11 protein-coding genes are annotated in these 12731 nt (G+C 60.6%); all 11 read left to right on the top strand.

Annotation, left to right across the window (positions count from 1 at the left end):
• Nucleotides 1-206: 206 nt before the first annotated feature.
• Nucleotides 207-2072 (top strand): asparagine synthase-related protein, encoded by a 1866-nt coding sequence (locus GNK13_RS14780; RefSeq protein ID WP_164103325.1) that lies wholly within the window; start codon nucleotides 207-209, stop codon nucleotides 2070-2072.
• 104 nt (nucleotides 2073-2176) lie between these two features.
• Nucleotides 2177-2803, top strand: coding sequence for an acyltransferase (locus GNK13_RS14775; protein WP_164103324.1), 627 nt, complete (start codon nucleotides 2177-2179; stop codon nucleotides 2801-2803).
• 52 nt (nucleotides 2804-2855) lie between these two features.
• Nucleotides 2856-4805, top strand: coding sequence for an asparagine synthase (glutamine-hydrolyzing) (asnB, locus tag GNK13_RS14770; protein ID WP_164103323.1), 1950 nt, complete (start codon nucleotides 2856-2858; stop codon nucleotides 4803-4805).
• Nucleotides 4802-5839, top strand: a complete 1038-nt coding sequence (locus tag GNK13_RS14765) for a UbiA prenyltransferase family protein (protein ID WP_164103322.1) — start codon at nucleotides 4802-4804, stop codon at nucleotides 5837-5839. Before asnB ends, GNK13_RS14765 begins: the two co-directional genes overlap by 4 nt.
• 125 nt (nucleotides 5840-5964) lie before the next feature.
• Nucleotides 5965-7401, top strand: a complete 1437-nt coding sequence (locus GNK13_RS14760; RefSeq protein ID WP_164103321.1) for an ArnT family glycosyltransferase — start codon at nucleotides 5965-5967, stop codon at nucleotides 7399-7401.
• Between the two features lie 13 nt (nucleotides 7402-7414).
• Complete coding sequence (locus GNK13_RS14755) at nucleotides 7415-8572, top strand: glycosyltransferase (protein ID WP_164103320.1); 1158 nt, start codon at nucleotides 7415-7417, stop codon at nucleotides 8570-8572.
• A 65-nt stretch (nucleotides 8573-8637) separates the two neighbouring features.
• The gene (locus tag GNK13_RS14750; protein WP_164103319.1) at nucleotides 8638-9324 is read left to right on the top strand and encodes an HAD-IB family hydrolase; all 687 of its coding nucleotides are present in this window, start codon (nucleotides 8638-8640) and stop codon (nucleotides 9322-9324) included.
• A 59-nt stretch (nucleotides 9325-9383) separates the two neighbouring features.
• Nucleotides 9384-10349 (top strand): glycosyltransferase, encoded by a 966-nt coding sequence (locus tag GNK13_RS14745; RefSeq protein ID WP_164103318.1) that lies wholly within the window; start codon nucleotides 9384-9386, stop codon nucleotides 10347-10349.
• Nucleotides 10350-10353: 4 nt separating this feature from the next.
• Complete coding sequence (locus GNK13_RS14740) at nucleotides 10354-11565, top strand: glycosyltransferase family 4 protein (protein ID WP_164103317.1); 1212 nt, start codon at nucleotides 10354-10356, stop codon at nucleotides 11563-11565.
• A 161-nt stretch (nucleotides 11566-11726) separates the two neighbouring features.
• Nucleotides 11727-12095 carry a VanZ family protein gene (locus GNK13_RS22100; RefSeq protein ID WP_390622517.1) on the top strand — a complete coding sequence of 123 codons (369 nt, stop codon included), beginning with the start codon at nucleotides 11727-11729 and terminating at the stop codon, nucleotides 12093-12095.
• A 240-nt stretch (nucleotides 12096-12335) separates the two neighbouring features.
• The gene (locus GNK13_RS14730) at nucleotides 12336-12731 is read left to right on the top strand and encodes a hypothetical protein (RefSeq protein WP_164103315.1); all 396 of its coding nucleotides are present in this window, start codon (nucleotides 12336-12338) and stop codon (nucleotides 12729-12731) included.

Genomic DNA, 12731 nt, shown 5'->3' with positions numbered 1-12731 from the left:
AGCGGATCGATGTCGGCGAGCCTTCGGTGGTGGCCGGATCAAGTTCTGCGACGAGCGAACGGGCGTCCACTTCCTAGCCATCCATAATGCTCGCGGCCTCCCCGAGCCGGGAGCACACCGAGTGCGCACCGCCGCTCGCCTGGTGACGTCGCGCCGCACCACACAGCGCTACACGAATCTGCTAACTGTTTCTGCGGTCTAGACTTATGACTAGTTTACTAGGGATGGCGTCCGCCGAGACGCGGTTGTCGCTCGCGACGGAACTCGAGGCCATGCTGGCCGCGGTCTACCGCGAGCCTTGGTACCAAGCCTCCCGAAGGGTCGATGAGGGTGGCCGGTTTGCGGTCGCCCGATTGGCGCATGGATATGCCGACTTGGGGGCCGCCGGAGCGACGACCCCGGGGACTTCTAACTCTCTCACACTGTTCGGCGACATCTACCAGATGCCGGGGGGGCCGAATAAGCGGCCGGAACGGCAGTTCCTCGAGCAGTACGCGAGTCGCGGTGACCGGTTCCTCGAAGAGGTCCAGGGCGCATTCGTCGCGGTGATGTTCGATGAGTCTGCGGGGATGGTCCGGATCGCGAACGATCGGTTTGGCCAGCGGCCGCTGTACTACTCGGTTCTAGACGATGTCCTGTACTTTTCGACCTCTCTGGCTGCGCTGTTTGCTGCCGGAGTTCCCGCGAAGGTGTCGGCCGCGGGGATGGCGCAGTTCTTTACGTTTGGCCAGTATTTGGGCTGCGACACGCTGTATCAAGATATCCAAGTCCTGCCGGCCGGATCACTGCTTGAGTTTTCCACCGAGACCGGCGCGAGGCGTGTCAGGCGTTACGTTGGTCCGTGGGCTGGTGCGCATCGGAACCGGACCCCCAGCCAGTGGCTCGATGCTATCTGTGATGCCATGGTTCCGGCGGTCCGGCGTTCCTCCTCAGGCACCGCAGGACTGGGGCTGGCGCTATCGGGAGGCCTGGATGCGCGGACGATTTTGGGGTTGATCAATCACGAACAGGTCGATCTGAAGACGGTCTGTCTGGGGATGCAAGGCAGTTTAGATCTTCAGTGCGCCCAGCAGATGGCCGCTCTGGTGGGCTGTCGCCACCATAGTCATCTCTTGGACGAAGCCTTTCTCGGCAACTTCGAAGCGCATCTGAATCGAATGGTCGATTTGACCGGCGGCCAGTACCTGTCACAGTGCATCGTCATCCCCACATTACCCGTGTACCGCGAGCAGGGAATCCGGGTGCTGCTCCGAGGTCACGCTGGCGAATTGATGCACATGCGCAAGGCCTATGCCTACTCGATCGATGACGCCGCGCTCTCGATCTCGTCACGTGAGGAGGCCCAGGACTGGCTCTTTAGCCACCTGCAATCCTACATGCTCAAGGGCGTCCCGGGAGGCCTCTTCCAAGGAGACTACACCAACGCCATGGCCACCGCACCTCGAGAGGCCTTCGAGCAGTCGTTTGCGGAACTTCCCGATCTGGAGGACCCCCGGCAAGCGATTTGGCACTATTTCGTGAACGAACGGTTGCGCCGTGAGACGACGCTGAGCCTGGGCAAGTTCGCTTCGGTGTGCGACGTCCGTGTGCCGATGTTGGATGCCGACTTGATCGGCCTGTTATTGGCCGCGCCGGTAGAGCTGAAGCAAGACGAGACGATTCAGCGCCATATTTTGAAACGCTGCCGGCCGCAACTCCTCTCCGTGGTCAATGCCAACGTCGGAGCGCCGATGAAGGCGGGGCTGTTGAAGCAGCAAGCAGCGAAATTGAAAATGCGGGTTTTTGCCAAGCTGGGCGTTCCCGGCTATCAGCCCTATGAGCGGACGGGATTGTGGCTCCGCCGTGAGCTTGACGGGCTCGTCCGCCGAATTCTGCTCGATGAGCAGTGCCTCGATCGGGGCGTCTTCCGCCCCGATGCGGTTCGGCAGGTGATCGACGGGCACGGGACCAAAACGGCCAATCATACCTATCTCATTCTAGCCATGATGATTTTCGAGATCGGTCAGCGGAGACTGGGAGGTGCGCAGCCCTGCGGCGTCCGCGTCGGTGAGGTCGCTTGCGAGCCTGCCTGATCGCGCCCGCTTGATCGCGCCCGCGTCATCCTGTGGTTGCCTTCCGGCGATAATCCTAGCATGAGGCACATGAACCCCGAGCCGCGCTACCGCACTGACTACGCATGAAGAAAATCGCCAAGCGATTGGTTTACTCGGCTGCCTGTGTGCTGGTGGCTCCTTTGTGGCTTGCTGTTTTCTGCCACGCCGCGATTTGGGGAAGGGGTCGAGCCCTGAGCAGTTGGTCGCAAACTATCGGACTTCTTCCAGGCCAGTGTGGGGTTTACCTCCGCCGCGCGTTCTACAGTGGCGTGTTGGAAAAGGTAGACGAGGACTGTGTGATTTCCTTTGGAGTTCTGTTCTCCCATCCAAAAACGGCTATCGGCAGGTCGGCTTACATTGGTCCGTATAGCGTAATCGGAGAAGTCGATATTCAGGACGACGTGCTAATTGGTTCTCAGGTTTCGATCATGAACGGTTCGAAGCAGCATGGAATTGAACGCTTAGACTGTCCCATCCGCGAACAGCCCGGAACCTGGCCTCGAGTGACCATCGGAACGGATAGCTGGCTCGGCGATCGTGCCATCGTGATGGCGGATGTAGGAAAGCACTGTGTCGTCGGCGCGGGGGCGGTCGTGACGCGACCTGTCCCCGATTATGCGATCGTCGTCGGCAATCCCGCTCGGATTGTGAAGTATCGCCAGGCCAGCCGGCCCCACTCGCTGCCGATGGTGGCAGGCGTGGTGGAATGAAAGGCAGGCAGGGTGTTGCGGCATCCCCTTTCCCTCTCGCGAAGAAATCTTGATGTGTGGGATCGCTGGAATCGTCTATCCCGATCGGAACCGCAGGGTGTCGGCGGACCGTCTGAAACGGATGGCAAATGCGATCGCGCATCGCGGGCCGGATGACGAGGGCTTCTATCTCGGCGATGGGGGTGTCGGGCTCGCCCACCGCCGCCTCTCGATCATCGATTTGGCCGGTGGTTCTCAGCCCATGGGGAACGAGACGGGCTCCATCCAAATCGTGTTTAACGGCGAGATCTATAATTTTCCCGAGCTTCGCCGCCAGCTGATCGGCCGTGGCCACGTCTTCCGAACCCATTCCGACACGGAGACGATCGTCCATCTATATGAGGAACGAGGAAAGGACCTAGTGCACGACTTGCGCGGCATGTTCGCTTTCGCTTTGTGGGACAGCAGACAGCGAGCGCTTCTCTTAGCACGCGATCGGCTTGGGCAAAAACCACTCTATTTTGCCTTCGATGATGAGAAACTGTTGTTCGGTTCCGAGTTGAAGGCAATCCTCGCCTATGGCGGAATACCGCGGGGAATCGACCCCTGTGCGCTGGAGGATTATCTGGCTTTCGGTTTCGTGCCAGGGACTCGTACGATCCTACGCGGCATTCGGAAACTGCTCCCTGCATCGATGGTCTGCCTCGACGCGGACCGTTGGCAGCTGCGCGAGCGATGTTACTGGAAGCTCGCCGGAGAGGTACATCGCGAGCGGAAACTCGATGAGTGGCAGGAGGAGCTGCGGTCGAAGTTGTCGGAGACCATCGCGGCTCATCGGATCGCGGACGTTCCTGTGGGTTGTTTTCTGAGTGGCGGTCTCGATTCCAGCGCGGTGACCGCCGTGCTTGCGCGGAACGGGGACGAACCTGTCCGGACCTTCTCCATCGGATTCACCGAGAAGCGGTTTAGTGAACTTGAGTATGCCAGACTCGTTGCAGAGAAGTATCAGACGGTGCACACCGAGGCGACAGTTTCTTCGAGTGCCCTCGCCTCTCTGGATTCGCTGACGACCTACTATGACGAGCCATTCGCCGATGCTTCGGCCGTCCCCACGATGCACGTCGCTTCTCTGGCGTCCAAGCAAGTCAAGGTGGTGCTCTCCGGTGACGGTGGCGACGAAGGGTTTGGGGGGTACTCGCGGTACGCCCACGACCTGCGCGAGGCAGCCGTCCGCCGCAATCTGCCTGCTTGGCTCCGTTCGTCCGTCGTTAAACCGAGCGCCGGAATCTGGCCCAAGGCAGATTGGCTGCCTCGCTTCCTAAGGATGAAGACCCTCCTGACCAATCTTTCCCTGGAGCCCGCTGAGGCGTATGCCAATACGCTCCAGATCTGCCGCAACCCAGTTCGGCGTCAGCTCCTCGCCGCGGAGGTTCGTCGCCAGCTCGGTGGATACCGCTCAGAGGATCAGGTCATGGAAGGGTTCGGCAGTCGTGCCGACGATCCTTTGCGGGGAATGATTGCCGCGGATCTATCGCTGATGCTCCCGGGCGACTACCTCACCAAAGTGGATCGCGCCAGCATGGCCTTCGGACTTGAGGTTCGAACGCCTCTGGTCGACCACGAGTGGATGGAACTCGCTTGGAGCGTCCCGTCGGAGCTGAAAATCCGCAACGGGACCACGAAGTGGATACTCAAGAAAACCTGCGAGCCGTGGTTGCCCCACGACATTATCTACCGCGGCAAGCAGGGCTTTGAAACGCCCATCGACGCGTGGGTACGGAAACCGCTGCGAGGGGTTTTCCATTCGGTCGTACTTTCGCCGTCGGCCCCAATTGGAAACTACCTGGACCTTGCCGTGGTGCGAAAATTATACGCGATGCACTGCCAGCAGGTCGCCCGATATGGAAATCTGTTATGGGCGATTCTCGTCTTGGCGGCTTGGATGGAACGGTACCTCCCGGCGGCATCGGAAAATCGTCTCTGCGAAACCGAAGCGCCGTCCAGTCAGGTGTTAATGCGATGAAACAGCGTTTAAGCTCCGATCCCGGCGACGGCGTCGTGTACCCCGCTCCGTTAGAAAAACCCGCGTCGGTGGGCTGGCTAACAGCGACGATTCCATACATCCAAATCGCCCGCCCTGACCACTGGTTCAAGAACGTTTTTATGCTGGCGGGCGTCGTGGTCGCTTACTTCTACGAGATGGCACCGCTGACCCCACAGCAAGTTTGGTTAATTCCACTTGCTTTGGCAGCGACGTGCCTAATTGCCTCGAGCAATTACGTCATTAACGAAGTTCTCGATGCTCGCAGCGATAGAGGGCACCCCACGAAACGCAATCGCCCGATTCCATCGGGCCGGGTCAAGTTGCCGCTGGCTTACTTGGAGTGGGCAGGGCTGGGGGCCGTGGGGCTGCTTCTGGCGGCGCAGGTGAACTTTTCATTCCTGCTTGCAGCTGTGGCGCTGCTCGTGATGGGGATGGCTTACAATATTCCTCCAGTGCGAACGAAGGAGGTTCCCTACCTGGATGTGCTCTCGGAATCGGTGAACAATCCGATCCGCTTAATGTTGGGCTGGTTCACCATCACTGCGACGTTGTTGCCACCGATGTCCCTGATCCTCTCCTACTGGATGATCGGTGCGTTTTTCATGGCCAGCAAGCGGTTTGCCGAGTATCGGCAGATTAATGACAAGGCAATCGCGTCCGCATACCGGAGATCGTTCGCCTACTACGACGACAACCGCTTGCTTGTGAGCATGTTCTTTTATGCTAGTGGGGCAGCCTTGCTTTTGGGTGTGTTTATCATTCGGTACCATCTGGAGCTGATTTTAAGCGTGCCTCTGATTGCCGGGTTCTTTAGCGCCTATATGCATGTGGCACTGAAAGAGAACAGCGCCGTGCAGAACCCGGAGCATCTCTATCGAGAGACTGGGTTGATGGTTTACTTGGTCATCACCGTGTTCGCCTTTTTGGGATTGATGTTTGTTAGTGTTCCAGGGTTGTACGAGATATTCAACGTGGCACCCTCTCGGGTGCCATCGCTGTGGAGCTGGGACTGATGCACCTCCCCCTGGAAGGCCAGTTCCACTTGCCGCAGTTCCTGGCCTCGGCCACGGAACCCGCGGAACGCGAGGGAGCGAGGCTCCGCGGCGGATTGCCCAGCGGCGGATTGCCCAGCAGACGAATGGCTTGCGGTGAAGGGGTCGCGGGTGCAGCGGACTCCCGCCCTACGGAAGCAGCACGCACGCCATCATCATGGGGCCCGCTGCTGTGGATTCTTGTGTTCGGAGCGATCGTCCGGCTCGCCGTCTGGGGGCTGTTTGCCGGAGCCGATGAGCAAATTGTCGACGCGCAAGACTATGATCGCCTGGCTGTCGGCCTGGTCGAGACCGGAAGTTACGTGACGCCCGCGGGGAACCTGAGCTCCCTTCGGCCACCGCTTTATCCGTGGTGTGTGTCGATCGGATATCGTCTGTTCGGCATCCAGAATTTTGAGGCGATTCGTCTTGGTCAAGCGGCTCTCAGCCTGTTGACGGTAGTGATTGTTTTCCGCATTGGTGCGTTGGCTTTTTCCGAACGCGTGGGGTTGCTCGGCGCTGCAGCGTACTGTTTCTATCCGTCCGCATTGGGTTTCAATAATCTAATTCTTTCCGAAACTCTTTTTACGTTTCTCGTCACGCTTTCGGTGTGGCTGGTTGCCGAAGCGATCGCCCGTGAGTCATTGGGATGGTTGCTGACGGCCGGTTTGGTTCTGGGTTTGGGGGCACTTGTTCGCAGTATTCTATGGCTATTCGCCCCTGCACTGGCCGTGCTTCTGCTTTTTCTCTGCACAGGCACCGTTGCAAAACGCCTGGCGATGAGCGCCGGGATGCTCGTCGCCTTCGCGATCACGATATCTCCCTGGGCTTATCGCAATACGCAGGTGCAGAAGACGCTGACGTTGATCGACGTCATGGGCGGCCGAAACGTGATGATGGGCAACTATGAGCACACGCCACTGGAACGATCCTGGGCGACGATCGAACTGGTGCAGGGCGACCGATCTTGGATCAGCGTATTGAGAGCTGAGCATGGGTCGTTGCAGGGACTGACGCAAGGACAGATTGACAAGTTGGCAATGCGGCACGGCGTGCGGTACATGGTGGAGCATCCGGGGGTGACGCTCCAGCGGTCGCTGGTTCGCGGTTTTAATTTCTGGCAACTCGACCGCACGTTGATTGCCGGCATGCAGTCGGGATTCTGGGGTCAAGTTTCGAAGCCGGTCTTCTTGCTCATCGCCATCATGATCGTCGGTTATTACGCCGCTTTGGCATTCGCGGCGCTGTTTGGAATCGTTTTTGCGCAACCCAGGGATTGGCGGTTTCATATCTTGCTGCTAGCCAACATCGGCTTTCCCTGGCTCGTGCATTCGGCGATCTTTGCGCATTCGCGGTACCACCTGCCGGTGATGCCCTTGGCATGTCTTTATTTGGCGGTCGCATTCGTTTCGTTGGTCCGGATTCAGGCGGAACGTCCAAGGTGGCGGCTGTGGCTGGCGTGTGGGCTCTGCGCGGTGCTCTGTTTGGCTTGGGGACGTGAGCTTTGGATGGTGGATTTAGCTCAGATGTCCAGCCGCCTGTGAGGTCGTTTTGACGATGGCTCAGAAAACCATTCTCCAGTTGCTGCATAGTCTGGACACCGGCGGTGCCGAGGTGCTCGCGGACCGACTCGGGCAGCGGCTATCGAATAGCTATCGGGTGCTTTTTGCTTGCTTGGACCAGGTGGGGGAGATCGGTGAGCGGTTGATCGCCCGTGGCTACCAGGTGGAGCAGCTTCACCGACGCCCGGGCATCGACTGGAACTGCGTCCGACGGTTGTCGCAGTTCGTCCGCCGCGAACAGATCGACCTCATTCACGCGCATCAGTACACACCGTTTTTTTACGCCATGGCGGCACGGATCGGGATGCCAGGCGTTCCGATTGTGTTCACGGAACACGGCAGGTTCTTTCCCGATTATCGACGCCGCAGACGGGTTTGGTTCAACCGCGCCTTGCTGCGAAGGCAGGACCGTTTAATTGCGGTGGGACATGATGTGAAACGGGCTCTGGTTGATAACGACGGGCTGCCTACCGAACGGGTTGAAGTGATTCATAATGGAATTCCGGTGGAGGCGTTCAATCCGGAGCACTTCTCAGGTGCCAAGGACCGTTTGCGAGCCGAGCTCGGACTCTCTTCCGATGCGGTGGTTGCCGTGCAAGTCGCAAGACTCGACGCTTTGAAGGACCACCTTACGGCTGTGCGTTCGATCGCTTTGGCATCCACGTCGTCGAACGTTCACCTGCTGGTCGTTGGTGAAGGGGCGGAGCGAGGGAGAATCGAGACGGAGATTGCCGCATGTGGCGTCTCCGAGCGGGTGCACCTGCTGGGGCTCCGCCGAGATATTCCGCAATTGCTCGCCGCCTCCGATATCCTGCTCCTATCGAGCATCAGTGAAGGAATTCCACTGACGGTGCTCGAAGGCATGGCGGCGGAGTTGCCGATCGTCGCGACTGATGTGGGAGGCTTGAAAGAGATCGTTGCGGATCGGGTGCACGGTTTTCTCTGTCCGGCGAGAGACCCCACCGCCTTAGCGGAGCGTCTTGTTCAGCTCGGGCAGCAAGCTGCATTACGGCATCAGATGGGAAGAGCGGGACGGCAGTGGGCTGCTGCGCATTTCTCTGAGGAATCCATGCATCGTTCCTACGAGCAGGCGATCGCATCGGTCGTCGACCGCCGAGCAGCGGTGCAGCGGGAAGCCCGGGGGGCCGCATGATGGAGTCATTTTCTCCGCTGCCGCGTTGCCGCTCCGAAGCAGGTTCCACGGCCGTTGCCACCGCCATGCCGACTCCCGGCCTCGGCGAGGGGCCCTCGGATTCACGCCCGTTGGCGATCTTTGATCTGGATGGAACGCTGACGACGCGGGACTCCTTCCTCGCCTATCTGATCAGCTTCGGGAGACGCTTCTCTCGCTATCGCGCGATAGCCGGCATGCCTTTCCTTCTCAGTGGCTATCTCGGCAAGCTCCTGAAGGACTACGAGCTCAAGCAACGGTTGATTCAGAACTTCATCGCGGGGGTGGAGCCCGAATGGATCCATGAGCACAACCAGTGGTTTTGCGAGCAGTGGTTGCCGAGGCATCTGCATCCGGTTGGGCATCGACTGCTTCAAGGGCACCACCGCCAGTCCCATCGGGTGATCTTGCTCTCGGCGAGCCCCAATATTTTTGTCCCATGCATCGCGGCTTCGCTCGGAATTGAGGAGGTCGTGTGCACGCGCGTCAGGCAGCTGGAGGGGATTTGGCAGGGGCAGTTGGAGGGGCAGAATTGCAAAGGTCGCGAGAAACTGGCGGCGCTTCAGCAGCGTCTGGCGCTGAGTGAGCGGCCCTCAGGGTCGTACTCCTATGGAGACTCACGCAGCGATTTGCCAGTGTTGTCTTGGGTGGAACACGGGGCGTGGGTTCGCCGCAGGGACTTTCGGCCTCTTAGCGGTGTCAGCCGATCGGTCTTTCCCTGGTCCGAGGTTTGATCCGCATGGCCGCCGTCGGGGGCGCGGACTCCGATCCGCTCGCAGTGGAAACGTCTGTGGTGAAGGTGGCATTCGTCGTTCCAGCGTGCAACGAGGAGCGGCATTTGGCGCGGTGCCTGGCGGCGATTCGTGAGCAGTCGGTCGGGCTGCCGGATCCGGTGGCGGTGTCGCTGGTGGTCGTCGACAACGCCTCGGAGGATGCCACCGTAAAGATTGCGCGGCGGTACGGGGCTCGGGTCGTGCAGGTGCTTCCCGGCAACGCGGGCCGAGCGCGGAATGCGGGGGCCAGAATCAGTGATGCGGATGCGATTGCATTCGTCGACGCCGACTGCGTGCTGCCCCCGGGGTGGCTTCAGCGGGGGCTGGAGCACCTTGCGGAGCCGCGGGTCGTGGCTGTGGGTTCCGTTCAGGCGCAGGCCCCCTGCAGTGCACCCTGGGTGGAGCGGGTCTGGGTGGAGAGCCTTGTTCCGCAATTGAGGGGCAATTGGGAGACGGTGCCTTGGCTCCCCGCATTCAATCTGCTCGTCCGCAAAGCCGTATTTGACGAGGTCGGAGGTTTCGATGAGTCGCTGACGACTTGTGAGGACTCGGATCTTACCTTCCGGTTGGCCCAGAGAGGCGAACTTCGTCGCGATCATCAGTGCCCGGTTTTGCACCTCGGCGAATCTCAATCGCTCACGGAATTTTTTCGCCGCGAGATGTGGCGTAGCCGAGGTAATTTTCGCAGCGCCTGGAAGCGGGGAGCACGCCTAGCGGAATTTCCGAGTTTGGTGGTGCCGTTGGGATATGTGGCGCTACTGGCCTGCACGCTGGCGGCGTTGGCGTTTGCCGTGGCAGTCGGCCGGCAATGGTGGCTGCTGACCGGCGTCCTGGTCGTCTGCTGCCTGGTGGTGCCGAGCGGCATCGCTTGGATCAAGCGAAGCCATGCGCAGCGCTCGGCTCTGTCTGGAGTGCTGTTTGCGACCTATCTCCTGGCCCGCGGCTTGGGGCCATTCCTGCCGGCCAGACGGGTGGAGGCCCGTTAGGATCATGGATACTCGAACCGTGGCGAGAGCCACCGGGAGCAGGGAGCGGCCGAAACGGAGCGATGGCCACCGCGACCAACCCTTGGTGCTGCATGCCCGCGTCGTCACCTCGACCGGGGGCGGGCCCGATAAGACCATTCTTAATTCGCCTCGCTATCTAAAGCAGCTCGGCTATTCTTCGCACTGTCTTTTCTTGCGTCCGCCGAACGATCCAGGATTCGCGGTATTGCGAACCCGCGCGGCCCAATGGGAGGCTCCGCTGGTCGAGATCGAGGATCGCAGCAAGTTCGACTTCCGCTCCGTCGGGCAGGCGATCGCCGTGTGCCGAAAGCTGGGAGCCGCGATCTGGCATGCGCATGACTACAAGACCAATCTCCTGGGGCTGATCGTGCGGCGCTTTTATCCGCTGCAACTGGTGACCACCGTCCATGGATGGGACGACTTTTCGCGTCACATGCCAATTTATTATCGGCTGGACAAGCGATGGTGGCTGCCCCGCTACAAGAAAGTGATTTGCGTCTCGCAGGCCGTGGCGGAGGAAGTCGTTCGCGGCGGCGTCGCTCCGGCGCGGTGCGTAGTGATTGAAAACGGAATTGATCACGAGCAATTCTGCCGTCGCCGATCGACTCACGCGGCGCAGCGCGCCGAGCGGCGGGGCGCCTCTGCAGGGCAGCTGACCATTGGAACGATCGGCCGACTCGCCACCGAGAAGGGCTTCGATCTGCTCATCGAAGCGTTTGCCAAAGTGGTCGGCCGCGGTCTCGATGCCCGTTTGCTGATCGCCGGAGAAGGACCCGAGCGGGCGAAGCTCGAAGCTCAGATCGCCGCCGCGGGATTGGAATCGCGAGTTGAATTGGTTGGCTTCTGCGCGGACCCCCGAGGGTTTCTCGAATGCCTCGATCTATTCGTCCTCAGCAGTCTCCGCGAGGGGTTGCCGAACGTGGTGCTCGAGGCGATGGCGGTGGGAGTTCCGGTGATCGCCACGCGGGTGGGGGGAGTGCCGCGGATCATTGCCGACGGGGTCGACGGATGTTTGGTCGAGCCACGCGATGTGGAGCAACTGGCCGCGGCGATGCGGAGCCTCGCGCAGACGCCGGAGTGCCGCGAGCGGTACGCCACTGCCGGAGTCAAAACCGTCGCCGAAAACTGGAGCTTTCGCCGGCGGATGGAGAGAATCGGCGCGGTGTATCGAGACGTGTTAGCCAGCGATGAGTAAACCCGGTGTGCATGATCACCAAGCATTCTCCAGCGGGAAGCAGGTTTGATGGGCCAGGCGTCGGGCAGATTCGATCGGGGCTTCGCGCTGCTCGCCGCAGCCAATGCGCTCCTGGTAGTCTACGGCTCGCTCGTGCCGTTTGACTTTGTCATGGTACCCTGGTGTGTGGCGGTGGAGCGACTCAATGGGATCATCGAAGCACCTTGGGGCTCTCCTCCAATCGGGGCGACTGGGCGGTCAATTATCTCCTCACCGTTCCGCTCGCTTTCTGGGGCGTGGGGGCATACGTGGCGCCTCGGTCCGGAGGGCTAAGGTTCGCCTTGGCCGCCGTGGGCGTCCTGGCAGCAGTCCTCGCGATGAGCTGCGGGGTCGAATTTGCACAGCTTTGGTGTGAGGGGCGGTACTGCTCCGTGCGCGATGTTGTGGCCCAATCCGCCGGGGCTGCCGGCGGGGTCGCGCTATGGGGGGTGGCGGGAGGGCATCTCAGCCGCTGGCGGGACTCGTCTGCGACTCGGCAATCAGTTCGATAGAGCCATGCCTCTTTGTTGCCGTTGGTACGTCGTGGAGCGCCATCGCGATTGGACCGACGCGGCCCTTCGTTCCGCCACCTCGGAGTCCGCTCTTGAAGCACCAGGCGGGCGGCGGCTGGAAGGGCGAGCTGGTTCATCCTGGCACAGAGGCACTCCCGTTTGGAGCAGCCGAGAGCTCATGAAAGAAATTTGTCTTTTTGCCACTTGTTCCACCGGGACGCGAGCCTACAGTCGCATACTATGAGTCCCAAGATTTCCCCGTTTATTCTGATCCTCCTCTTCTGTGGGACCGCCCACGGCGGGCTGATGGTCGGCTATCCGGGTGAGATGTTTTCCCGGCTGGGAGACGCTTCCGACGGGGCGGAGCAGGCAGGAGGCATGTCGCTGTTGTCGGGCTGGCAAGCCAAGGAGGAATCGGACAGCCGTCGCGATCGAGACGGATTTCAGGAACGCAGCGGCGGGATGCAGAGCCCCACTGACCAGGGATCGTTAACGGGTGGATCCGCATCGGCGATCATGCCGCGGTCGACCTCGGTGATCGATCCCCAGGCGACCGATTCGCTGTTGCCCGAAGACGGGGTTCTGCCGCCGCTCCCTGACCTCGATGGGTTGATCAAGCCGCCGCGGAACGCATGA

The organism is Candidatus Laterigemmans baculatus (assembly GCF_010367455.1).
Taxonomy (GTDB): Bacteria; Planctomycetota; Planctomycetia; order Pirellulales; family Pirellulaceae; genus Laterigemmans; species Laterigemmans baculatus.
The sequence above is the reverse complement of the archived record's forward strand: the minus strand, read 5'-3'. Positions and strand labels throughout refer to the sequence as shown.

Excerpts from the sequence above, each read along its gene's own strand:
- GNK13_RS14780 (WP_164103325.1), top strand. The coding sequence starts at position 207 with ATGACTAGTTTACTAGGGATGGCGTCCGCCGAGACGCGGTTGTCGCTC.
- GNK13_RS14775 (WP_164103324.1), top strand. The coding sequence starts at position 2,177 with ATGAAGAAAATCGCCAAGCGATTGGTTTACTCGGCTGCCTGTGTGCTG.
- asnB (WP_164103323.1), top strand. The coding sequence starts at position 2,856 with ATGTGTGGGATCGCTGGAATCGTCTATCCCGATCGGAACCGCAGGGTG.
- GNK13_RS14765 (WP_164103322.1), top strand. The coding sequence starts at position 4,802 with ATGAAACAGCGTTTAAGCTCCGATCCCGGCGACGGCGTCGTGTACCCC.
- GNK13_RS14760 (WP_164103321.1), top strand. The coding sequence starts at position 5,965 with ATGGCTTGCGGTGAAGGGGTCGCGGGTGCAGCGGACTCCCGCCCTACG.
- GNK13_RS14755 (WP_164103320.1), top strand. The coding sequence starts at position 7,415 with ATGGCTCAGAAAACCATTCTCCAGTTGCTGCATAGTCTGGACACCGGC.
- GNK13_RS14750 (WP_164103319.1), top strand. The coding sequence starts at position 8,638 with ATGCCGACTCCCGGCCTCGGCGAGGGGCCCTCGGATTCACGCCCGTTG.
- GNK13_RS14740 (WP_164103317.1), top strand. The coding sequence starts at position 10,354 with ATGGATACTCGAACCGTGGCGAGAGCCACCGGGAGCAGGGAGCGGCCG.
- GNK13_RS14730 (WP_164103315.1), top strand. The coding sequence starts at position 12,336 with ATGAGTCCCAAGATTTCCCCGTTTATTCTGATCCTCCTCTTCTGTGGG.